12 protein-coding genes and 5 tRNA genes are annotated in these 23,606 nt (G+C 39.7%); 8 read left to right on the top strand and 9 right to left on the bottom strand.

Translation table 11 applies throughout. From position 1 onward, the window contains the following. Window positions 1-51: 51 nt before the first annotated feature. From FNZ24_RS13890 to FNZ24_RS13870, 5 genes are all read right to left on the bottom strand, one after another. Window positions 52-127, bottom strand: a tRNA-Asn gene (locus FNZ24_RS13890). A 19-nt stretch (window positions 128-146) separates the two neighbouring features. Continuing rightward, window positions 147-222 (bottom strand) — tRNA-Asn (locus FNZ24_RS13885). Between the two features lie 27 nt (window positions 223-249). Then, a tRNA-Asn gene (locus FNZ24_RS13880) sits at window positions 250-325 on the bottom strand. Window positions 326-348: 23 nt separating this feature from the next. After that, window positions 349-424, bottom strand: a tRNA-Asn gene (locus tag FNZ24_RS13875). Window positions 425-463: 39 nt separating this feature from the next. Continuing rightward, window positions 464-539 (bottom strand) — tRNA-Asn (locus FNZ24_RS13870). Window positions 540-2,218: 1,679 nt separating this feature from the next. Here FNZ24_RS13870 and uvrB point away from each other — a divergent pair. Together uvrB and FNZ24_RS13860 are read left to right on the top strand one after the other, a co-directional pair. Then, the gene (gene uvrB, locus FNZ24_RS13865; protein ID WP_153915266.1) at window positions 2,219-4,258 is read left to right on the top strand and encodes an excinuclease ABC subunit UvrB; all 2,040 of its coding nucleotides are present in this window, start codon (window positions 2,219-2,221) and stop codon (window positions 4,256-4,258) included. Between the two features lie 299 nt (window positions 4,259-4,557). Beyond that, the gene (locus FNZ24_RS13860; protein ID WP_153915263.1) at window positions 4,558-6,135 is read left to right on the top strand and encodes a BCCT family transporter; all 1,578 of its coding nucleotides are present in this window, start codon (window positions 4,558-4,560) and stop codon (window positions 6,133-6,135) included. A gap of 184 nt (window positions 6,136-6,319) precedes the next feature. On the opposite strand, the gene FNZ24_RS13855 is transcribed toward FNZ24_RS13860, so the two are convergent. From FNZ24_RS13855 to asnS, 3 genes are all read right to left on the bottom strand, one after another. Next, on the bottom strand, window positions 6,320-7,036 hold the full coding sequence (locus FNZ24_RS13855; RefSeq protein WP_153915261.1) for a 3'-5' exonuclease: 717 nt from the start codon (window positions 7,034-7,036) through the stop codon (window positions 6,320-6,322). Window positions 7,037-7,039: 3 nt separating this feature from the next. Continuing rightward, window positions 7,040-8,923 carry a DUF294 nucleotidyltransferase-like domain-containing protein gene (locus tag FNZ24_RS13850; RefSeq protein WP_153915259.1) on the bottom strand — a complete coding sequence of 628 codons (1,884 nt, stop codon included), beginning with the start codon at window positions 8,921-8,923 and terminating at the stop codon, window positions 7,040-7,042. A 552-nt stretch (window positions 8,924-9,475) separates the two neighbouring features. After that, window positions 9,476-10,876: an asparagine--tRNA ligase gene (asnS, locus tag FNZ24_RS13845; RefSeq protein WP_153915258.1), complete on the bottom strand. Its 1,401-nt coding sequence runs from the start codon at window positions 10,874-10,876 to the stop codon at window positions 9,476-9,478. 260 nt (window positions 10,877-11,136) lie between these two features. Here asnS and FNZ24_RS13840 point away from each other — a divergent pair, with 260 nt between their 5' ends. Beyond that, window positions 11,137-11,472, top strand: a complete 336-nt coding sequence (locus FNZ24_RS13840) for a hypothetical protein (protein ID WP_153915257.1) — start codon at window positions 11,137-11,139, stop codon at window positions 11,470-11,472. A 10-nt stretch (window positions 11,473-11,482) separates the two neighbouring features. Here the strand turns inward: FNZ24_RS13840 and FNZ24_RS13835 are convergent, their stop codons facing one another. Continuing rightward, window positions 11,483-12,064, bottom strand: a complete 582-nt coding sequence (locus tag FNZ24_RS13835; protein WP_153915256.1) for a CoA pyrophosphatase — start codon at window positions 12,062-12,064, stop codon at window positions 11,483-11,485. A gap of 406 nt (window positions 12,065-12,470) precedes the next feature. Between FNZ24_RS13835 and malQ the strand changes: the two genes are divergently transcribed. From malQ to glgC, 5 genes are all read left to right on the top strand, one after another. After that, the gene (gene malQ / locus FNZ24_RS13830) at window positions 12,471-14,777 is read left to right on the top strand and encodes a 4-alpha-glucanotransferase (RefSeq protein ID WP_153915255.1); all 2,307 of its coding nucleotides are present in this window, start codon (window positions 12,471-12,473) and stop codon (window positions 14,775-14,777) included. 191 nt (window positions 14,778-14,968) lie between these two features. Then, the gene (gene glgB, locus FNZ24_RS13825) at window positions 14,969-17,197 is read left to right on the top strand and encodes a 1,4-alpha-glucan branching protein GlgB (RefSeq protein WP_153915254.1); all 2,229 of its coding nucleotides are present in this window, start codon (window positions 14,969-14,971) and stop codon (window positions 17,195-17,197) included. A 2-nt stretch (window positions 17,198-17,199) separates the two neighbouring features. Further along, window positions 17,200-19,404: a glycogen debranching protein GlgX gene (gene glgX / locus FNZ24_RS13820; protein ID WP_153915252.1), complete on the top strand. Its 2,205-nt coding sequence runs from the start codon at window positions 17,200-17,202 to the stop codon at window positions 19,402-19,404. Between the two features lie 130 nt (window positions 19,405-19,534). Next, window positions 19,535-22,135, top strand: coding sequence for a glycogen/starch/alpha-glucan phosphorylase (locus FNZ24_RS13815; protein WP_153915250.1), 2,601 nt, complete (start codon window positions 19,535-19,537; stop codon window positions 22,133-22,135). 96 nt (window positions 22,136-22,231) lie between these two features. After that, the gene (gene glgC, locus FNZ24_RS13810) at window positions 22,232-23,494 is read left to right on the top strand and encodes a glucose-1-phosphate adenylyltransferase (protein WP_153915248.1); all 1,263 of its coding nucleotides are present in this window, start codon (window positions 22,232-22,234) and stop codon (window positions 23,492-23,494) included. The last annotated feature ends 112 nt before the right edge of the window (window positions 23,495-23,606 follow it).

The raw sequence follows: 23,606 nt of genomic DNA, 5'->3' as shown, positions 1-23,606 counted from the left end.
AAAAAGATAGATATTAAGAAAGGAAATAAAATTGACCAAGCGTCAAAATCTTGGCTCCCCAGACTGGACTCGAACCAGTGACATACGGATTAACAGTCCGCCGTTCTACCAACTGAACTACAGGGGATTTGAAGATTTATAAGAAGTGGCTCCCCAGACTGGACTCGAACCAGTGACATACGGATTAACAGTCCGCCGTTCTACCAACTGAACTACAGGGGAATCGATACTTCATTTATATGTTTTAATTGGCTCCCCAGACTGGACTCGAACCAGTGACATACGGATTAACAGTCCGCCGTTCTACCAACTGAACTACAGGGGAATCGATTAAAACTAAGATAAAATTGGCTCCCCAGACTGGACTCGAACCAGTGACATACGGATTAACAGTCCGCCGTTCTACCAACTGAACTACAGGGGAATTGCATTTTATCTTTATTTTCAACTAACTATACTAAATTGGCTCCCCAGACTGGACTCGAACCAGTGACATACGGATTAACAGTCCGCCGTTCTACCAACTGAACTACAGGGGAATCGTTTTAGCAATGTATTGCTGAGAACGGAGCGCATAGTAAAACGCCCTGAACAATCAGTCAACTCGAGATATAAAAAAAATTGAAAAATTGATGTTAAGTGGTCATCTAATACCCATCGTGGCTTATAAATCAGCATAATGGCTGTTTTTTCACAAGCAAATTGATTACTAACGATTTAATTTAATCTCTAGTGAGAGCGACGTTGGCAAATTTAAATGAGCAAACGAAGAGTGTTTTGATGTTTTCTAGCTGTTATTAGGCTAAAGAAGTCTAAATAACGATACTTACTAAGCGTGGAGAAGGTTTAATTTGTTGTTTAAGTTTCTATTGGCGCTTCAAATATCAGTTTCTGGCGCTTCAAATTCAGTTTCAATCAATTATTCAATTAAGCTTTAAGTCGTGTTTTCGGGCTAAGTTCATCAAGTAGGTAAAGATAATAAAAAGTGCAGAGAGTAGGCTGGGCAATACTGATCGAGTATTTATGTCTAAGTATAAAAGCCTAGCTATATACGTCTAGCTATATAACCCTAGTTATATACGACTAGCTATAATAAGGTGCTCTTTCGAATAATGTGCCTTGTTGCCTAAGGTCGACTAGAGAACCTTAAGCTAGATTGCTTGTATATAAGCTTATCTATAATCAATGTCATTGGGCTTGTATTTTTGACTGACAGCTTTTGGCCACTCATCTTCAGCAATGTATTTATCTCAGTCTTCTAACCAGTTTTTCTACTTAACTGTTTGTATACTTATTAAGATATTAATGGAAAAATTTCTTAGAAATGATGTCGACAAGGTTTGACTTGTCACCATAGTAAAATTGATTGGTCTGGTCATTGCCCTAGTTATTTTTCTTTATGCTATAGCTTAGTCAGACTTTGTTTGAAAAAGGCGAGATAATACCCTGGTTAATCCGATCATTTTTACAAGTATAAAGCAATCAATGATCATACTAGATTGACTAAAATAGAAGCGATTACGTAGGCAGACTTACAAATGTAATTTTATTTCATGTTACTTTTCTTACTGTTTTATTAATTTCTGTTTACCGCTATAGCCCAGTATTATTGGGCTTGAGCGAGTTATCCACTAAATCTGTGGATAAGCCTGTGAGTTACTCTTAAATTACCCTCTGAAGCCCCTATATTCATTGAACAGAAGTTAAAAACTGTTCTGAATTAGCAATTGGAAAATATTGCATAATATCAGTACGTTATAAATTGCAATACATTTCTAATGAGGAAGATTATTTAGTGATGCTGAATGTACTAGATGTATCAGCTCTATTGTGTATTAAATTGCCATAGAATAGGCGTTTTTGGCTGTTTTATCGTCAATTTCAATCTTTTGAGGCTGTTGTAGCATAATTTCATTTTTTGTACTCTAAATTGTAATAATGCACTGTTATGCAGCCGATCAGACTTTTTTTGCTATACGTCTTAGATTGATGAAAAAAATGAGAGTTAGCGTTTGAAAAAGTTAAAAATTGAACTGATGACAAATGCAGCAATTAAGCTAAAAAAGTTGTTATAACATCCCTTATCTTTAATGGTGTAGTTTATCTAGTAGAAATCAATCTTTGATTAATCCTACTGATAAATTATAAATGATGGTTGTCGCAATCTATTATCAGTTCAGTATAAAATGGAAAATCGATTTTTTAAGGAAGTTTTGTTGTGACAGAGCCAGTTTTTAATCTTGTTTCAGAATACTCGCCAGCAGGAGACCAACCGACTGCTATTAAGCAATTGGTCGATGGATTAGAAGCAGGTGTAGCAAAGCAAACCTTATTAGGTGTAACAGGTTCTGGTAAAACATTTACCGTTGCTAACCTCATCCAAACTCTTGGTAGGCCAACCATTATCATGGCGCCTAACAAAACTTTAGCTGCCCAGTTATACGGCGAAATGAAGGAGTTCTTTCCTAATAATGCCGTTGAATACTTTGTCTCATATTACGATTACTATCAGCCAGAAGCCTATGTTCCTGCTTCAAACACCTTTATTGAAAAAGATGCCTCAGTAAACGCTCATATTGAACAGATGAGGCTTTCAGCGACTAAAGCGCTTTTAGAGCGTAAAGATGTTGTGTTGATTGCTTCAGTGTCGGCTATTTATGGCTTAGGTGACCCTGAGTTATATATGAAGATGCTGTTACATCTTCGCCAGGGCGATTTTATGGGGCAACGAGACATTATTACTCGGCTAGGTGAATTGCAGTACACACGCAATGACATTGACTTACAACGTGGTACTTTCCGTGTTCGTGGTGAAGTGATTGATATTTTCCCAGCTGAGTCTGAACGTGATGCAGTTAGAGTTGAATTATTTGATGATGAAATTGAGCAATTGAGTGAGTTCGACCCTTTAACGGGACAAGTCACAAGACGTTTAGCCCGCACCACTGTTTACCCTAAGAGTCACTATGTGACCCCTAGGGAGAAAATAATTGAAGCCACAGAGCATATAAAGGAAGAACTTCGTGAACGTCGTCAGGAGCTATTAGATAACAATAAGCTCATTGAGGCGCAGCGTATTTCTGAACGCGTACAATACGATATTGAAATGATGGTCGAGCTAGGATATTGCTCGGGTATTGAAAACTACTCGCGCTATTTATCTGGACGTTCAGAAGGTGATGGACCGCCAACACTATTAGATTATTTACCAGCAAACGGTCTACTTATTATCGATGAGTCCCACGTAACTGTACCGCAAATTGGTGCTATGTATAAAGGGGATAGAAGCCGTAAAACCACACTTGTTGAGTACGGTTTCCGTTTACCTTCTGCGCTAGATAACCGTCCGCTTAAATTCGAAGAGTTTGAACAATTAATGCCGCAGACTGTTTTTGTCTCAGCGACACCAAGTGATTATGAGTTTGAGCAAAGTGATGGCGAGATTGCTGAACAAGTCGTAAGGCCGACAGGTCTACTGGATCCTGAAATAGAAATTCGTCCAGTGGCTATTCAGGTTGATGACTTACTATCTGAAATCCCGAAACGTGTGGCTGCAAACGAAAGAGTACTTATCACCACATTAACCAAACGCATGTCTGAAGATTTAACCGAATACTTAGACGAGCATGGGGTAAAAGTTAGATATTTACACTCAGATATCGATACGGTTGAACGAGTCGAAGTCATTCGAGATCTGCGTTTAGGGCACTTTGATGTACTGGTAGGCATTAATTTACTTCGTGAAGGTTTAGATATGCCTGAAGTATCGTTAGTGTGTATTTTAGATGCTGACAAAGAAGGATTTTTACGCTCTGAGCGCTCACTTATTCAGACCATTGGACGTGCTGCACGTAACGTTAATGGTAAAGTTATTTTGTATGCTGACACTATTACCAAATCCATGGAAAAGGCCATTGGTGAAACTGAGCGCCGACGTGAGAAGCAGCATGCTCATAACCTGAAATTAGGCCAAATTCCCAAAGGGGTGACTAAGAAAGTCACTGATGTAATGGATTTAGGTGATCCGCATCGCGGCAATAGTAAACATCAGTACACAGCGTTCGGTAAAGTTGCTGAAAAAGAAGCTGAATACAATACTGGCAGTGTTAAAGTTCAAAGTGTTGCCGAGTTATCGCAGCAAATTGATGCCCTTGAAAAGCAAATGCATCAACATGCACGTGATCTTGAATTTGAACAGGCTGCATCATTACGTGATGAAGTGAAGAAACTTCGTGAGCAAATTATTCTAAATAGTTAACTGACCGATTTCTTACCTATTATTAGTACCAATACCAATTGACTTAAAAGGTTTAGCAAATGTGCTAAGCCTTTTTTATTGCTGAAACAGGATTAAATTGAACTCATTTGCATTTCGTCTTGATTAAAATTTAAGTAAATTTGCGATTTTGATTAACCACTTTTGCTAAGAACATCTAATCTTTAGCTTGAATAGTTAAATAGAACGTAATTGCTTTGGCGCTTTGGCTGCAAAATATTGCTAAATAACGTAAAATATAATTACATTTTTCAAATGAAAGTTCTTCTAAACGAGGATGAATGAATACTAATAAAGATAAATACAGTATTGATAATACTGATTACACCGTCGGTCAAGACAACATACAAAAATGGGGGTTCGATGTACACAACCCAGTTTTTGGGATCAGTGCTTCCTTAATCGGAATTTTCATTATTGCCATATTGCTGGTGGATCCAGAAACCTCTAAATCTGTGTTAGATGGCATTAAATGGAAAATCATTGGCGCTTTTGATGGCTTGTTTATGTGGTCAGCCAATATTTTTGTTTTATTTTGTTTAGCGATGATCATTTCGCCTTTTGGTAAAATTCGTTTAGGTGGAGATGAGGCAAAAACAGATTATTCGAGGCTGTCATGGGTTGCCATGTTATTTGCCGCAGGTATGGGTATCGGTTTAATGTTTTGGGCTGTCGCTGAACCTGTTGCTTATTTCACTGGCTGGTATGAAACGCCATTAAATGTAACGCCTAATACACCAGAAGCCGCTAAAGTTGCACTAGGAGCAACCATGTTCCATTGGGGGCTTCATCCATGGGCTATCTATGGAGTGGTGTCTTTATCTTTAGCATTTTTTGCATTCAATAAAGGCCTACCTTTATCAATGCGCTCTGTTTTCTATCCAATTTTAGGCGATAGAACTTGGGGTTGGCCTGGACATGTTGTCGATATCCTTGCAGTGCTTGCCACCTTATTTGGCTTGGCGACTTCATTAGGTCTTGGAGCTCAACAAGCAGCCAGTGGTTTTCATCATATTTTTGGAGTAGATAACAGCTTATTACTGCAAATTGTTATCATTTTTGCAGTTACGTTAGTCGCTGTGATTTCCGTTTTCCGTGGCATCGATGGCGGTGTTAAGGTTATTAGTAATATCAATATGCTACTTGCACTGGTTTTACTGGTGTTTGTTGCATTTGTTTGCTTTGCAGTTGCTATGGGAACCATTCCAACAACGATAATGGGCTATGTGGAAAATATTATTCCTTTAAGTAACCCTATGGGCCGTGATGATGAAGCTTGGATGCATGGTTGGACAGTCTTTTATTGGGCATGGTGGATTTCTTGGTCCCCATTTGTAGGGATGTTCATTGCACGTATTTCACGTGGACGCACAATTCGTGAGTTTATGACGGCGGTATTAATCGCACCTACAGTTGTCACTATTGTGTGGATGTCAGTGTTTGGTGGTGTAGGTATCGATCAAGTGGCTAATAATGTCGGCGCATTAGGTGAAAAGGGTTTAACTGAAGTACCGTTAGCTATGTTCCAAGTATTTGACCAATTGCCTATGGGTAGTATTTTATCGTTATTAGCGGTTGTGTTAGTACTGGTTTTCTTCGTGACCTCATCAGATTCAGGTTCACTTGTAATCGACAGTATTACTTCTGGCGGTAAAGTCGATGCGCCAGTACCGCAACGTGTCTTTTGGGCATTAGTGGAAGGTGCAATAGCAGCAGCGTTAGTATGGGTTGGTGGTAAAGAAGCCATTGAAGCTCTGCAAGCAGGTGCTATTTCGACTGCTTTACCTTTCACCATTATTCTACTGATAATGTGTGTTAGCTTGATAATGGGTCTAAGAACTGAAAAGCAGTTCCGTTAAACGTTGAATGAACGCTAATAGATAGAGGATGATTTATTAAGCGTTAAAATCTAAACTAAGAATAAACACAAACCGAATCAATCAGAAAACTGTTGATTCGGTTTTTTTATGTTCAAATTTTGCTTAAGACTGCTTTAAACTGTGAGCGGGGATGTTGGTAATTGCATTTTGGATGAATACCAGTTTATACCCATAACTTCTTAATTGGTGTGTCTGGACTAAAGTGGTGGAATACCTGTGCCTGCAGTAACTCTGCAGTCGCAATGGCGTCAGTTAATGCGTCATGGGGCGGATAAGTGGGTAAGTTATAACGAAGGCGGCTGCCGCCTAAACGAATTGATTCATGCTGTTTAGGTTTAAACCAATCTAAAAAACTCTTTGGTTTAGCTTGAAGTATTTGTGCTTCTAATTGCATGGTATCAACAACAGGGAACGCAATACCTTCATTTATTAGGGTACGCAAGGCTGTATCAAAAAAATCTCGCTCAATCCGTCTGTAGTGTACAACTACAATCTTGCCCGCTAACTCATCTAATAGTTGCTCTAAAATGCGCAGTAAATCTGGTGCACCTTTTAAATCAGAATGGGTGATCCCGTGAATAATGATTGAGTCTTCTTGTAACTTATCTTCCGGTGTTACGAACCAATGCTTAGCATTTCTTAATGCAATTCTCTTTAGAGTAAAGGGCACTAAACCAATACTAATGATACTGTTTTGGTCGGCATCTAAGCCCGTGGTTTCAAAATCTAGCGCCACAAACTCTATATCTTTTAGCTTCGTTTCGCCATGATAAGTGCCCGCCTCATAAAAATGAGTTAGGCGACTATCTTTGCTTTCTTTCTCTTTGATCCGTAAAAAAGCTTCCCAGTTCAATACTTCTTGATTAGTGAAGTTACGCATAACTTACCCCTGCATACTATTAGCACTGTAGCGGAATTTTAAGAAGTTTTGGGCACTACTCAGCACCAAGAAAGCATCTTTTAGATTTCGTCTTTCAAAGTCTGACATGTTCTCAGGTTCAATGTTGTTATCGGGTTCTTGTTCCGACTCAATATCCAATGCTTGATGACGAATACGTACCAATGAAATTAATTCCATAGCATGTTGTAAATCTTTCCCTTTGGATGCAGGCAAGATCCCAGCTTCAATAATGTCTTCCAATCTATCGAAAGAGTTTTGCGATTGGGAACCAATCGCCAGTGCATGAACACGGATTAAATCTGCCAATGGGGCAGTTCCACGTCTTTTCAGGTTGATCGAATTGTTATGACGACCATCTTTTTCCATGACGAAATCTTTAAAGAAGCCTAATGGTGGAGTTCGGTTTAACGCATTTCGAGCAAGGCAGGCTAAAAAGCGGTTATTTTTTTTCGCTTTTCTTAGAATGAAAGCATTTAGTTGTTCCGCCCATTTGGGTCTGCCATACACGCCATACAAATCGAAGAAAATTGAACAGTTTAATAATGCTTGAGGGTTCGGATTTTCAATCCAGTCAGCAAAGCAATCTTCCCATTGAGATTGAGTTTTACGGTATTCAGGGTTAGTCGCCATAATATCGCCAGTGCAATAGGTATACCCACATGCATCTAAGCCATCACAAACATAGTTAGCAAGGTTTTCAAAATATTCACCATGTAGTGATTCTTGATAATCATTGTCGAGAATAATGGCATTATCTTGATCTGTGACGATTAACTGTTCATCACGCGCCATGGAACCCAGTGCAAGAAAACAATAGGGCACTGGCGGCGGACCAAACTTTTCTTCGGCTAATTCAAGAAGTCGTTGCTTAAAACTGCGGCCAATTTCTGACATTGCCCGACCGACCATATGCGAGTTAGCATCCTCGTTAACCATACGGACAAAACAAGCACTGTTTTGTTGGGCCAATACAGTTAAATCTTCAATGCTGTTTTGCTGAAAAATACTGCTGACTATTAACAAACTGTTTTGAGATTCATATCGGATAATATCTGTGACTTCAATTAAGCCGATAGGTTGCCTGTTTTTTAAGATGGGTAGGTGGTGAACGTTGTATCGAAGCATTAATAGCATGGCTTCAAATATATAGGCATTATGATCCAGTGAAATAAGCTCTGTGGACATCACTTCGCCCACTGGCGTATCTACGTCTAAGCCTTCAGCAATCACTTTTGCGCAAAGATCGCGAACGGTAATGATACCGACAAAACTATTGCCACCCTCATCTGTAAGGCTTGGATCATTAATAATGGCTGCTGACACATTCTCATTGGTCATAATCCTGGCAACATCCTGAATTGACGTTGTATTAGGCAACATCACAGGTTCGGCGCTTAGAATGGTTTTGACTTTAGATGTGGTCAGAGAGTTAGCATCATCACTATTATCTTCAACAGCTTGCTGTAGTCGAATGCTACCTTCAACTTCAACAAACTCAGCAAAGGCATCGTAACGTTCACAGAACTCTTCAAAAATATTTTCGGGAATGCAATAAAGCAAGGTGTCTTTAACTGCTTTTGCAGGATAGCGAACTTTATTGTTGGTCAATAAGCCAAGTTGTCCAAACAAACCACCTTGATCGAGTCGATTATAGAGCTCACCTTTACGGCGATATATTTCAACTATACCGCTGCGGATCATATACAGATCATGAATCTTATCTTCAAATTCGATCACCATACTGTCAGCGCGGTAATAAGATATTTCGACGCTTTTTGACACTTCGATTAATGCTTGTTCAGGCAGTTGATCAAAAGGTGGGTATTGGCGGATGAAGTTTCGAATTTCAAGTAGTTCGACTTCCATTATTCGCTCGATAGTGATGAGGTTTTAGTATGAATTAATTATATGGCATCTTTTTGATTTATAAAGCTAGTAGGACATCTAATAGTAAAATTGTTGATGTTTGATGATTTTAAAACTCAGTATTTTTAGTTACCTGATTAATTAATGAAACTAGGTTGAAATTAAAGCGTAATAAAATCTGTTGTTGAACATTGTTTTATTGAGTTTTCAACTCCATGGAAAAGATTGCCATGGGATTGAAGCTGTTCGGTTTGATTCGATTATAAAGGCGGACGTTGTAAGTGAGGAAGTTGAGCGGTTATTTAACGACATACAAGCTTTATTGTTTAACGATTAAAATTGATCATTGCAAAACTGCCGCCTGTAAGGGGTTTGAATCTTTTAAAGTATTAATCGGTCTTTTTGATGAATTATTTTGAATGGTAAGGGTGCTTTTGAATATCTAAGATTGCCGACTAGACAACAACTGGATAAGAGATACAAGCACAAACTAAAAGAATAAAAAAACGCGCTAAAAGCGCGTTTTTTTCAGAAACTTATTCAGGTTCTAATCTAGAAATTTGCTGATTTAGGTGCACGTGGGAATGGGATCACGTCACGAATATTGCTAACGCCAGTTACATAAGACACTAAGCGCTCAAAACCTAAACCGAAACCTGCATGAGGTACAGTGCCATAACGACGTAAGTCACGGTACCACCAGTAATCTTCTTGATCTAATTCCATATCAGCTAAACGTGCATCAAGTACGTCTAAACGTTCTTCACGTTGTGCGCCGCCAATGATCTCACCGATACCAGGAGCAAGTACGTCCATTGCTGCAACAGTTTTACCGTCATCATTTAAGCGCATGTAGAATGCTTTAATGTCTTTCGGGTAGTTTTTAACAACAACAGGTGCTTTAAAGTGTTCTTCTGCAAGGTAACGTTCATGTTCTGAATGTAAATCGATGCCCCATTCGACATCAAATTCAAACTTCTTATCACATGCTTTTAAGATTTCAATTGCATCAGTGTAATCGATTTGAGCAAAGTCACTAGTAACAAACGCTTCTAGACGTTCAATTGCGGTTTTCTCAACACGCTGTGCAAAGAACTCTAAGTCATCACGACGCTCATCTAGAACTGCACGGAAACAATACTTAAGCATGTCTTCAGCCAATTTGGCTGCATCATCAAGATCAGCAAAAGCGATTTCAGGCTCAACCATCCAGAACTCAGCTAAGTGACGGCTTGTGTTTGAGTTTTCAGCGCGAAATGTTGGGCCAAAGGTATACACTTTAGATAAAGCACAAGCGTAGGTTTCAGCATTTAACTGACCGGATACGGTTAAGAATGACTCTTTACCGAAAAAGTCTTCAGAAAAATCGACGGCACCTTTATCAGTACGCGGTAAGTTTTCCATATCTAAAGTTGATACGCGGAACATCTCACCAGCGCCTTCAGTATCAGAAGCTGTGATTAATGGAGTTGAAACCCAAATGTATCCTTGTTCGTTGTAAAAACGGTGGATAGCTTGAGACAGACAGTTACGTACGCGTGCAACAGCACCAATGATGTTAGTGCGAGGGCGTAAGTGGGCAAGCTCACGAAGGTACTCAATTGAGTGACGTTTGGCTGCCATTGGGTAAGTGTCAGGATCTTCAACAAAACCGGTAACTTCAACTTTAGTCACTTGCATTTCGTATGCTTGACCTTTACCTGGTGATTCTACAACTTCACCAGTCATCACCACTGAACAACCAGCAGTCAGCTTGAGCACTTCTTCAGTATAATTATCTAAATTATTTGGTACTACGCCTTGAATAGGATCAAAACATGAACCGTCATAAACAGCTAGGAATGATATTCCAGCCTTAGAATCGCGGCGTGAACGAACCCAACCACGTACCGTAACTTGCGAACCAATCGCGAAGTCACCTTTAAATACAGAAGCGACAGATGTAATGCTCATTGTTGCTTAGTTCTCCAATGGATCAATGATATAAATAAGTGCTTTATATTACCTTGAAATCGTCTTTTAACAAGCCGAAAAGCCCCTTATAACAAGATAATTAGCTAACTTTTAACATTATCGGGTGTTAAACACTGTCTATTGAGTCAAAAATTGTAAACTTAAGCTCAGTTTGATTGATAAAGTGATCTCAAATTTAGCTTGTAAGCGTATGATGAAAGAGTATATTTTATTAACATCTTCTTGATGTAGGTGGTTAAATGTCCAAAACCAAAATTTTGCAATTTATATTAGCGGTACTTTCAATCACCGGCTGGAGTTTGGCAGTATATGCATTAATTGTGTTCGGTGAAGCTAGGCCAGATAGAGTTGTTGGCTATTACTTGAGCAAAGGTGTAGAGGTTCGTTTTGACTGGGATCCTGATTTAACCATTAAGCTAGAATATTTGATCTGGTGCTGTGCTGGTATTAGCTTAGTTAATTTAGCGGTAAACTATTATGCTAAAACAGCTAGAAAAGTCGAGTACTGGATTAATATTCCCGTGTTACTTTTGGTGTCGTTAACAGCAGGTTTTTATATTCGTTACGTGATTTAAATCGTGATAATTATTTTTGTGTTAAATCAATATGGCGGCACAAGAGGTCGATAATTGCAGCAGTCACTCCCCAAATAAATTTTCCTTTGTAAGGCATATAATGCACATCAAAGCTACTGCCGTTTCGGGTAAAGTTAAAAGTGTATCGATTCTTAGCGTTGATAAAGTATTGCAATGGAACCCAAAACGTTTCTGCAACTTCTCCTGGGTCTAGGGTTATCTCGAAGGGATTTTTAATTAATCCAATAATTGGGGTGATTTCAAATCCTGTAAAAGTTGCATGAGGCGGAAAATTACCCACAACGGTAACATTTTCAGGTGCCAAACCTATTTCTTCTTTAGCTTCCCTTAATGCTGTCGCAACCATGTCTTTATCTTCATCATCAACTTTACCGCCAGGAAAACTGTACTGCCCAGGGTGAGCGCGTAAATGTAAAGCTCTTCGAGTGAGTAAGATTTGTAATTGTCCATCAACTTCCATTAGCGGCACCAGTACTGCAGCTTTACGTAATGCAGTATTAATTGGTGCTGATGTAATTTCACCTTCTAAATTTTGAAGAGAAAAATATACATTAAATTGGTTGGCGTTCATTAACCTTCCTATTCGATTTACTTGTTATTATTAAGCTGACTATTAGTTTTCTTTATCCGTTAAATTATCTTGAGTAAAAGCTAAATTACCATATTCGATTAAGGAATTGTCGATTTAAGGCCTTCATTTCTAACTTCATTATTATTTATCCCTCGAGGCACCTGCTTATTTATTGCTCTGTTCTTGTGCGTGATTTGCACCAAAATATGGTTTGCAAACAGTTGTTTAGAATTAAATTCAAACGGTTAAAAAGTACTCGCTAAAAAAAGCCTCTCTCAAGTTGTTGAAAATTAATAATTTATTTTGTCACCTGAATGAAATATCAGTGTAGTTAAACTGTGATGTTCCGCTGGCATGGTTAGTGCTGAGTTATTAACCAGTTAAGTTATTCGCGAGGAAGACAAATATGGGACTGGAGAAGTTACTATATTTGCAAGGCGTAGGAGCTGAATTTATTGATTGCTTTGGCAACAATATCCAAATCAGTTCTGACGATAGAAATGGAATTCTAAAGTCGATGTGCTTAGATTATTCTGGCATCTCTGAAGATGTTGATGAACCACTATTATCCGATGCTTATATTAGCCAACGTATCTATGATTTAGATGCAAAACCATGGCTTAAGCCTTTACATCAATTCCAATGGAGCTATGTAGACGCGCCAGTCGTCGAAGTCTTTTTGCCTGAATACTTTTTAGGTCAACTTTGTTTTGAAATTATCAGTGAACAAAACGAAACTTATCGATTTCAAATTCACAGTAGTCAGTTAAAGATTGTTGGTGATTATACTGTTGATTCAGTGACTTATTTGAAGTATCAATATTCACTCAATAATGAGTCAAATATACCTGTAGGCCTAGGTTATCATCAAATTAGCTTGAAGCTTGGATCAGATAATTTTTGTTCTGAAAGCATTGGTTCAAACGGATTTGAAGCTGATCACTTTGAATCCATTTATAATGGTACTTTGATGCTTTCGCCGCGCAGTGCCTACTGTGGAAATTTTCATGGTGCTTCACATCACACGCCACCTTGCACTTCATATGATAGCTCCAACATAACAACCAATCATGTCGAACCAAGTGATGCTGATATATCAATTAAACCATGGGGTATCAGTACCCAGCTTTACAGCCTTAAGAGTGAAAGCCAATGGGGCATTGGTGATTTTAATGATTTACAACACTTAATTGGCTATGCGGCAGAGCAAGGTGCAGACTTTATTCTGCTTAACCCATTACACGTTTTAAACCTGCCAGATAATGTCAGTCCATATAGTCCAGATGACCGACGACTATTAAATCCGCTTTATATTCACATTGAATCTGTTGATGAATTCAACATGATTGAAGAGCAAGTCGGTAATGATGAATTTCAGCACAAAAAACAGCAATTATCACAAGGTGAACTGCTTAATTATCAACAAGTATTTGAAATAAAGTATGCCATTTTTCGTTTATTGTTTGACGCTTTTGTGACTAAAAATAAATCAACACGCACAAAACGCTATAAACAATTTAATCACTTCAAACAGCAACAGGGTGAAGCCCTGACACAGTATGTAAAACATCAGGTTTCACTGCACAATGAATTGAGTGAGAGTGAAAGTACAACAGAGTTTAATGTTGAAAACTTCTTGTGCTATTTACAGTTTATCGCTTTTGAGCAGTTAACTTTATGTCAATTAAAAGCTAAGTCAGTAGGGATGCTAATTGGATTAGTAAGAGACATGGCAGTCGGTGCTTCGCCTACGGGTTCTGAAGTACAGCAAAATACCCATTATTTTTGCCAACAAGCCAATATCGGTGCGCCGCCGGACCCCTTTGCACCACAAGGGCAAAACTGGGGCTTAACACCTCTTGACCCGATTAATCTTCAGCAAAATAGCTATCAACATTTTATTGATTTAATTCGCAGCAATATGCAGAGCTGTGGTGGATTACGAATTGATCATGTGATGGGGTTGCTTCGTCTGTGGTGGTGGCCATCTGATCCAGTAAATGGAAAGGGCGCCTATGTTTATTATCCCCTAGATACCTTGCTGGCGATTCTGTGTCTTGAAAGTCAACGGGCTCAATGTTTACTCATTGGTGAAGATTTAGGAATTGTGCCGCCAGAGATAGTTCAAAATTTATCTAAAGCTAGAATTTTCTCGAATGAACTATTCTATTTTGCCAAACATTATCAGGGCTTTACTTCTCCAGAGTATTACAAGCCCCATAGTTTAATGATGTTAGCTAATCATGATGTTCCCACCATGACTGCTTGGTGGAATAGTGATGATATCAATCTCAGACATCAACTTGAGCTGATTGATAATGATCAGCTTAATCACAGTCTTAATGACCGCCACAATGAAAAGCAACAGCTCGTGCAATTGCTTGAAGATAAACAGTTGTTGATGCCACAAACCTCGATTGAAAAGATAAGCATGAAGCAACTATTTACAGCGTGGCTGTCATTAACTGCTTCAGGTCAATCGACACTGTATAGCGTGCAAATTGATGATCTAATACATGAAAAAAATCCAATCAATATTCCTGGCACTTGGAAAGAGTATCCAAATTGGCGACGAAGGTTATCTCTCACGCTTGAACAGATATTCAAAAGTGATGACGTTAAGCAAAAGCTGCAAACAGTCAATAAGGTTCGCCATGGAGATAAAACGGAATTCAGCAAACAAATACGCAAACTTGCCCAAAGTTGTAAATAAATAGTGTTCTAAATAAATAGAGTTGCAAATAAATAGAGCGGGAAACAAATAGCTCAAACAATAAGTGTTCTAACTAGGTGTTCACTCTAACGAGACAATCATTTTCAGTCAGTGAATTGGTGAACTAAACATAAAGCACGATTCACGAAACGAAACGAAACCAAATTTAATTTAAAACGGAGCAATAACTAATGACGACTAATGCCCCATATTTTAACCATGGAACTGATATTGCCATTTTAAATGGTGATTACACTGATGTGTTCTCGTTATTAGGCATGCATCAAGTGGAAAATTCACGGTCATTACTTGTGCGTTGTTTCATTAAAGGTGCGCTTGCAGTTGAAGTGTTAAGTTTAAAAGATGGAAAAAAAGTTGCTGATTTATCAGAAGTTGATGATCAAGGACTATTTGCAGGAGTCATGGGTAGAAGAGTTAAGCCATTCTTATATAGCTTAAAAGTGACTTATCCAATGAGTGTTGAAACCATCATCGACCCATATCAATTTGGCAGTTTAATTGATGATAATGATGTGTATTTATTTGCAGAAGGTAAACAGCAGAGCGCTTATCAATTTCTTGGTGCTAATTGGAAGGAATCTCAAGGGGTCGATGGTGTGCACTTTTGTGTATGGGCTCCTAATGCACAACGGGTGTCTCTCGTCGGTGACTTTAACCACTGGGATGCAAGACAGCATGTGATGCGATTTCATCCGTCAAACGGCTTGTGGGAAATATTCTTACCCAGTGCTAATGCAGGTCAATTCTATAAATTCCAAGTTATCAATCAATACGGCGAGCATATCGAAAAAGCCGACCCATACGCAGTTCAAATGCAATCTGCGCCGGGTAATTCTTCTGTTATTCCAGCTAAAAGTGATTATGAGTGGAATGACAGCATTTGGCTTAAAAATCGAGCTGAGAAATTACTTCATGAATCACCTATGTCGACTTATGAAGTGCAACTTGCTTCTTGGAAGCGAAAAGGCGAGTGGGGTGATGAGTATTTAAATTATCAAGATCTCATCGATGAACTCATCCCATATGTGGAAGAAATGGGTTTTACTCATTTGCAATTAATGCCAATAAGCGAATACCCCTTTGACGGCTCATGGGGATATCAACCTGTTGGCTTATACGCATCGACTTACCGCTTTGGCGATCCAATAGGCTTAAAGGCATTTATTGATGCCTGCCATCAACGAAATATTGGTGTATTACTCGATTGGGTACCGGCGCATTTCCCGAAAGATCCCCATGGTTTATCAAAGTTTGATGGTAGTTGCTTGTATGAACATGAAGATCCACGCCAAGGAGAACACCCTGATTGGGATACGTTAATCTTTAATTATGGCCGCGGTGAAGTGCAAAGCTTTTTACTCAGTAATGCGTGTTATTGGTTAGAAGAATTTCATTTTGATGGATTACGCCTTGATGCCGTTTCATCAATGCTTTATCTCGACTATAGCCGAGAGTCTGGTCAATGGTTACCTAATGAATATGGTGGGCGTGAAAACATCCAAGCGATTGAGTTTTTAAAGCTACTCAATGAACGTATTTATGCTGCTTTCCCTGGGGCAACTATGATTGCCGAAGAGTCAACCGCATGGCCTGGTGTGACAAATGCCACCGACCAAGGTGGTTTAGGTTTTGGTTTTAAATGGAACATGGGCTGGATGAACGACAGCTTAAGTTATTTAAAACGCGATCCTATCTATCGCAGTCATCATCATCACGAACTGACTTTTGCTTTGGTATATGCCTATACAGAACAGTTCATCCTTTCAGTAAGCCACGATGAAGTGGTTCATGGTAAAGGTTCGTTACTCCATAAAATTCCTGGTGATGACTGGCAAAAATTCGCCACGTTAAGGGCATATTTCGGCTTAATGTGGGGGCAACCGGGTAAAAAACTTATTTTCATGGGCTCTGAGTTTGCTCAGCGCGATGAGTGGAATCATAACCAAAGCCTTGATTGGCACTTACTGCAATATGCTCCCCATCAAGGTATGCAGGATTGGGTTCGAGATTTAAATAATCTCTACCTTCAGCATCCGTGTATGTATGAATTAGATCATCAAACGTCAGGCTTTCAGTGGTTAGATTGCGATAACAATCAAGATAGTATCTTTAGCTTTGTGCGTTATGCAAAGACGTCATCAGATCATTTAATTTTTATCGTTAATATGACACCACAAGTGCATCAAGATTTTCGTGTCGGCCTGCCTAGTGCCAATGAATATATCGAAGTGCTTAATAGTGACACACAGTGTTATGGCGGCAGCGATGTCGTTAATAGCATTGTTCACTACCAAGATGAACCATGGCAAGGAATGAAAGGCAGCGGGTTAATTACAGTGCCGCCTCTTGGCTGCGTTGTGTTAGCCGTTAACGAAGACATTGAGTTTGAAGAGGACTGATTATGTCTACTGTTCATGCTCAAGCAGATCCTGAAATTACTCTAGAAAATAGAAACTTATCAGCTGGTAAGCCTTATCCGCTAGGTGCGACTGTTGCCACTAATGGGGTAAATTTCGCCTTGTTTTCTGCTAACGCCACTAAAGTGGTGTTATGCATTTTTGATGAGTTCGGCTTAAATGAGCAGCAGATTTGTTTGACTCAAAAAACCAGACAGATCTGGCATGGATTCATTGAAGGGATAACAGCTGGAACCTTATACGGCTATCGAGTTTATGGTCCATTTGAGCCGTTATTAGGTCATCGATTTAATCACCATAAGTTATTACTCGACCCATATGCTAAGCAACTACTGGGTGGACTAGAACCAAACGATGCTAATTATGGTTATGTATTAGACAGTAACGAATCAGATCTATCTTTTTGTAAAATTGATAATGCGCCGTTTATGCCCAAATGTGTGGTAATAGACGATAGCGCTTTAAAACAAAAGCCTATTAATCGTCCAAATATTCCGTTAGAAAAAACCATTATTTACGAAGCACATGTAAAAGGCTTCAGTGTGTTAAACCACGAAGTGGATGATGATGTTAAAGGCACCTTTGCTGGGTTAGCGTCTAAAAGCGCGATTCAGTACCTTTCACAACTTGGTGTGAATTGTATTGAGCTATTGCCGATACATAGTTTTTTTAATGAGCCATTTTTACTCGAAAAGCAACTGAGTAACTACTGGGGTTATAACAGTATTGGTTTCTTTGCGCCTAACCCTAGTTATTTAAGTGGTGACACAGTCGCTGAATTTAGGGAAATGGTGGACACATTCCATGAAGCCAATATCGAAGTCATTCTCGATGTTGTTTATAACCATACGGCAGAAGGCAATCGACTCGGGCCTACATTAAGCTTTCGCGGAATTGATAACGCCAGCTATTACCGCTTAGTCTCAAATGATCAGCGTTTGTATATTAATGATACAGGTTGCGGCAATACATTTAATTCTAATCACCCACAAGTACTCCAATTGATAATGGATTCACTCCGTTATTGGGTAGAAGTCATGGGAGTAGACGGGTTTCGATTTGATTTAGCCAGTTGCCTTGGACGAGAAACCTATGGCTTTGACCCTGGATGCGGTTTCTTTGATGCCTTATCTCAAGATCCTGTTCTGTGTCAGGTTAAGTTAATCGCCGAGCCTTGGGATATTGGCCCCGGCGGTTATCAATTAGGTAATTACCCAATAGCATTTAGTGAGTGGAATGATCGCTATCGTGACACTATGCGCCGTTTTTGGCGTGGCGATAATGGCATGTTGCCTGAGTTTGCGAGGCGCTTTCATGGCTCTAGTGATTTTTTTGAACATCACGGCCGTAATCCATCTGCCAGTATTAACTTTATTACCAGCCACGACGGCTTTACCTTAAATGATTTAGTCAGTTATCAGCATCGCCATAATTTAGCCAATGGCGAAGATAATCGCGATGGCCATCATGAAAACTTAAGTCATAACTATGGCGTAGAAGGGGAAACAGATAACCCTGACATTCTCAATATTCGCTCACGCCAACAACGAAACCTATTAACCACTTTGATGCTATCTCAAGGCGTGCCGATGTTATTGAGTGGCGATGAAATGGGCCATAGTCAGCAAGGTAACAATAATGCTTATTGCCAAGACAACCGTATTTGCTGGATAGATTGGCAGAACATCGATTGGTCGCTGGTGGAATTTACTGCTGAACTGATTAAGGTACGAAAGCGTTTTCCGATTTTATGTCATCGTGAATTTATTCATCAGCCTGAAGCGCAGTACGATAATGGTTTTATCTGGTATAGCCGTCATGGCGAGCCAATGGCTAAACGTCAGTGGAGCGAATTTGAAGCTCGTACGCTTGCCGTTGTGTTAACCAGTAAAACCCAACCACCACATCAACATCCTAAAGCGTTACTTCTTTTACTCAATGCTGATGAAAAATCTCATCAGTTTGTGTTGCCTGTGATTGACGGCTTTAACCAATGGCAACCGCTGATTAATACCCAGCAGCTTAACAATGCCGACATTGAAGAGTTACTTGAACAAAGCAAAGTTAAGGTTGCCATTACTGCTCTAGATGACGCAGCTACTGACGATAATAAGCAGCCAAGTTTCGCCTGTAGTCATCAGCTAACGCTACTTGGCAGAAGCTTAATGCTGTTTCATGCATGTCATTAAGCATGTTGAGTAACCAAAAGATCAAACATAGAAAGGTAACAAGACTAATAACACCAATAAATATTGTTATTCCAAATTTATAACCAATTTTTGAATTGAAATTAAACAGGTTTAATAAAGGAGTGTATCGATGCCAGTTACTAAAGGAAAAGCTGCTGCAAGTGATCTAGCCGCTGAAGATAACGTTGAAGAAGTAAAGAAAAAGCCTACAACCAAAGTCAAACCGAAACCTGCAGTAAAAGGCACGACTAAAAGGGTTTCAAAGGCAAAAGCGACTTCCCAGAAATCGACTAGTCAAAAAAATAACACCAGTGATTGCGATCCCTGTGACACATTGGCTGCAACCTTTAAGCGACAATTTCATGGAGCATTATGCCGAGACGAGCTAGCTGAAAATGATATGTACAGTGCATTGGCATCAACGGTTAAGTCACAGCTTTTACCGCAATGGCGCGAAACACGTATTAAAGACAATGAATACCAACAAAAGCAAGTGGCTTACCTATCGTTAGAGTTTTTAATGGGTCGTACATTGGGTAATGCGTTGTTTAGCTTAGATTTAGAGCAAGAAACCCATCAAGCATTAACAGAGTACTCTGCTGAACTCGAAACACTACAACAAGCCGAATTAGATGCAGGTTTAGGGAACGGCGGTTTAGGTCGACTAGCAGCATGTTTTTTAGATAGCTGTGCAAGCCTTGATCTATCCGTCGTGGGTTACGGCATTCGCTATGAATATGGCATGTTTAAGCAAAAGTTAGTGGATGGCTATCAAGTCGAACAACCTGATCGTTGGTTAAGAGAAGGTAACCCTTGGGAAGAGCGCATGGCAAATCACGCCATTACAGTGCCATTTTTCGGCCATACCGAATCCTATGTCGACACCCTTGGACATCGCCATTATGTATGGGTTGATACCCAAGACGTTCAAGCTGTTCCCCATGACATGCCTGTACCAGGGTTCAGAAATGGCCGCATTAATACTTTACGATTATGGAAAGCTGAAGCTACCGATGATTTTGATTTAGCCGAGTTTAATGATGGTGATTATACCGAAGCAGTAGCCCGTAAAAATTTAGCTGAACAAATTACCATGGTGCTGTATCCAAATGATGCTAGCGAAAACGGCAAAGAGCTGCGTTTAAGGCAACAATACTTTCTATCCTCAGCAAGCCTTCAAGATATATTACAACGTTACGTTAATGTATTTGGCCAAGACTTTAGCCGGTTTAGTGAGCTGAATGTCATGCAGTTAAATGATACTCACCCAAGTATCGCTGTCCCTGAAATGATGCGCTTACTAATGGACAGTTATGGATTAGGTTGGGAGCAAGCATGGGACATCACCTCAACAAGCGTTGCTTACACTAACCATACATTATTGCCTGAAGCACTAGAACGCTGGCCAGTACGCATGCTAAAAAATATGTTGCCTCGTATCTTAGACATTATTTACGAAATCAACGCACGCTACTTAGAAGAAGTTGCCCATCAATGGCCTGGTGATAACGACAAATTAGCTGGTATGTCGATTATTGAAGAAGGCCCTGAACCGCATGTACGCATGGCTTACCTTGCCATTGTTGCGAGCTTTTCAGTGAATGGTGTTGCCGGATTACATACCGAACTGCTTAAAAAAGGCTTGTTCAAAGACTTTTATCAACTATGGCCGCATAAGTTTAATAACAAAACCAATGGCGTAACGCCAAGGCGTTGGCTTGCACATTGTAACCCCCGTTTAACGGACTTAATCACACGTCGATTAGGTGACACTTGGGTTACTGATTTAACCCAGTTAACTGCACTTAATGCCTTTACAGACGACAAAGCATTCATGAAGCAGTGGCAGCAAGTTAAATACGACAACAAAGTCGATTTAGCCAAACTGGTACAAGAGAAATGTGATGTCTCGTTTGATCCTGACATGATGTTTGATGTGCAAGTAAAACGGATCCATGAATACAAACGTCAGTTACTGAACATTTTGCATGTTATTCATTTATATCAAAGAATAGTGGCCGGTGACACCGAAGGGTTACAACCACGCTGTGTGCTCATCGGCGGTAAAGCAGCACCTGGCTATGCAATGGCAAAACAAATCATCAAGCTTGCTAATAATGTTGCCCATATGGTCAATTCAGATCCGGTAGTGACGCCATATCTAAGGTTTGCATTTTTACCAAACTATAACGTCAGTGCCATGGAAAAAATTTGTCCAGGCACCGACTTGTCGGAGCAGATTTCAACGGCAGGTAAAGAGGCATCTGGCACTGGCAACATGAAGTTCATGATGAATGGGGCGATGACAATTGGCACACTCGATGGCGCTAATATCGAGATGCTTGAAGAAGTAGGGGAAGAAAACTTTTTCCTGTTTGGCCTTAATGCAGACCAGGTCAGCCAACTTAAAACAAACTATAACCCTCAACAATTTATTCAACAATCGACCGCGCTTAATCAAGTGTTAAGCATGCTTAAGAGTGGTCATTTCAATTTAGTGGAACCGGGAATATTCGACAGCATTATTCATGCTATCGAAGATCCTTTTGATCAATGGATGATCGCCGCAGATTTCGAAGCTTATAAAGTTGCCCAAGACCAAGTGTCTAAAGCATATGCTGATCAACAGCATTGGACTCAAATGAGTATTCGAAATACTGCCGCAAGCGGACGTTTTTCAAGTGACAACACTATTAGTGCATATCGTGACGAAATTTGGCTAGCCAAATAATCATCAGATAGCTAAAGGGCTTGTTAGCTTGCTAGAAATGCGTTTTCTACAAGTTGCAGCCCCTAACCAAAGTCGTACAGTTAGGAGTTAATATTTATGTCGAATGTTCGTTATATTAGTAATCTTACCCGCGATACCTATGCGCTTATTTTAGCTGGTGGACGAGGTTCTCGTTTACATGAGTTAACCGATTGGCGTGCAAAACCTGCCTTATATTTTGGTGGTAAATTCCGCATTATAGATTTTCCATTATCTAATTGCATTAACTCAGGCATTCGCCGTGTTGGGGTTGTTACCCAATACAAATCTCATTCTTTGATACGTCATGTTAGCCGTGGTTGGGGCCACTTTAAAAAAGAACTGGGTGAATCAGTAGAGATATTACCTGCATCGCAGCAAACCTCTGGAAATTGGTATGAAGGCACCGCCGATGCGGTGTTTCAAAATATCGATATCATTCGCCATGAAATACCTAAATACGTGATGATTTTATCTGGCGACCATGTCTATCGTATGGATTATGCAGGTTTACTCGCAGCCCATGCTGAATCTGGTGCTGACATGACAGTATGTTGTTTAGAAACCCCAATTCCAGAAGCGGCAGGCTCATTTGGTGTGATGGAAGTGGATGAAGATAAAAGAGTGATTGGTTTTGAAGAAAAACCAGAGCTGCCTAAATCGATTCCGGGTAACGAAGAGTTCTGTTTAGCCTCAATGGGCAACTATGTATTCAATACTAAATTCTTGTTTGATCAACTGCGAAAAGATGCTGACAACGCGAATTCTGACCGAGACTTTGGCAAAGACATTATTCCAGCAATCATTAAAGAAGCCAATGTGTTTGCATTTCCGTTTACCAGTGCAGTACCAGACGAGCCAGCGTATTGGCGTGATGTAGGCACCTTAGATTCATTCTTCCAAGCTAACATGGAATTACTCTCGCCAACCCCAGCGTTAAATCTGTATGACGCCAAGTGGCCGATTTGGACTTATCAAGAACAATTACCACCAGCAAAGTTTGTTTTTGATGATGATGATCGTCGCGGTATGGCAGTGGATTCTATTGTCTCTGGCGGTTGTATTATTTCGGGCGCTAAAGTTAAACGCAGTGTGCTGTTTGATGAAGTAAGAGTCTGCTCTTATTCATTGGTTAAAGATTCAGTGTTGCTTCCAGATGTGGTGGTGCTTAAAAACTGCAAAATTCAAAATGCGATTATCGATCGTGGCTGCGTGATCCCAGAAGGCATGGAAATAGGCTATAGCCGCGAGCAAGACTTAGCCCGTGGTTTTAGAGTCTCTGAAAAAGGTATCACTTTAGTCACCCGTAAAATGCTCGGACTGCCAGTAGGTTACGAGTAAATCTGACTCAGTAAGCGGTTATTTAATTAAGTAGCCGCTTGTTAGTTAGATATCGCTATCGACGTAATAAGTTCCAAATAAAATATTGAAAAGGTAACCAGCAACGTGAAAA

The sequence above is a fragment of the Shewanella sp. TC10 genome (assembly GCF_009663145.1).
GTDB lineage: Bacteria > Pseudomonadota > Gammaproteobacteria > Enterobacterales > Shewanellaceae > Shewanella.
Note: the sequence above shows the minus strand (reverse complement) of the source record. Positions and strands in the feature narration are given on the sequence as shown.

Bases quoted from the DNA above. Each gene is read 5' to 3' on its own strand.
- FNZ24_RS13860 (WP_153915263.1), top strand. From the start codon at position 4,558: ATGAATACTAATAAAGATAAATACAGTATTGATAATACTGATTACACC.
- FNZ24_RS13855 (WP_153915261.1), bottom strand. From the start codon at position 7,036: ATGCGTAACTTCACTAATCAAGAAGTATTGAACTGGGAAGCTTTTTTA.
- FNZ24_RS13850 (WP_153915259.1), bottom strand. From the start codon at position 8,923: ATGGAAGTCGAACTACTTGAAATTCGAAACTTCATCCGCCAATACCCA.
- asnS (WP_153915258.1), bottom strand. From the start codon at position 10,876: ATGAGCATTACATCTGTCGCTTCTGTATTTAAAGGTGACTTCGCGATT.
- FNZ24_RS13840 (WP_153915257.1), top strand. From the start codon at position 11,137: ATGTCCAAAACCAAAATTTTGCAATTTATATTAGCGGTACTTTCAATC.
- FNZ24_RS13835 (WP_153915256.1), bottom strand. From the start codon at position 12,064: ATGAACGCCAACCAATTTAATGTATATTTTTCTCTTCAAAATTTAGAA.
- malQ (WP_153915255.1), top strand. From the start codon at position 12,471: ATGGGACTGGAGAAGTTACTATATTTGCAAGGCGTAGGAGCTGAATTT.
- glgB (WP_153915254.1), top strand. From the start codon at position 14,969: ATGACGACTAATGCCCCATATTTTAACCATGGAACTGATATTGCCATT.
- glgX (WP_153915252.1), top strand. From the start codon at position 17,200: ATGTCTACTGTTCATGCTCAAGCAGATCCTGAAATTACTCTAGAAAAT.
- FNZ24_RS13815 (WP_153915250.1), top strand. From the start codon at position 19,535: ATGCCAGTTACTAAAGGAAAAGCTGCTGCAAGTGATCTAGCCGCTGAA.
- glgC (WP_153915248.1), top strand. From the start codon at position 22,232: ATGTCGAATGTTCGTTATATTAGTAATCTTACCCGCGATACCTATGCG.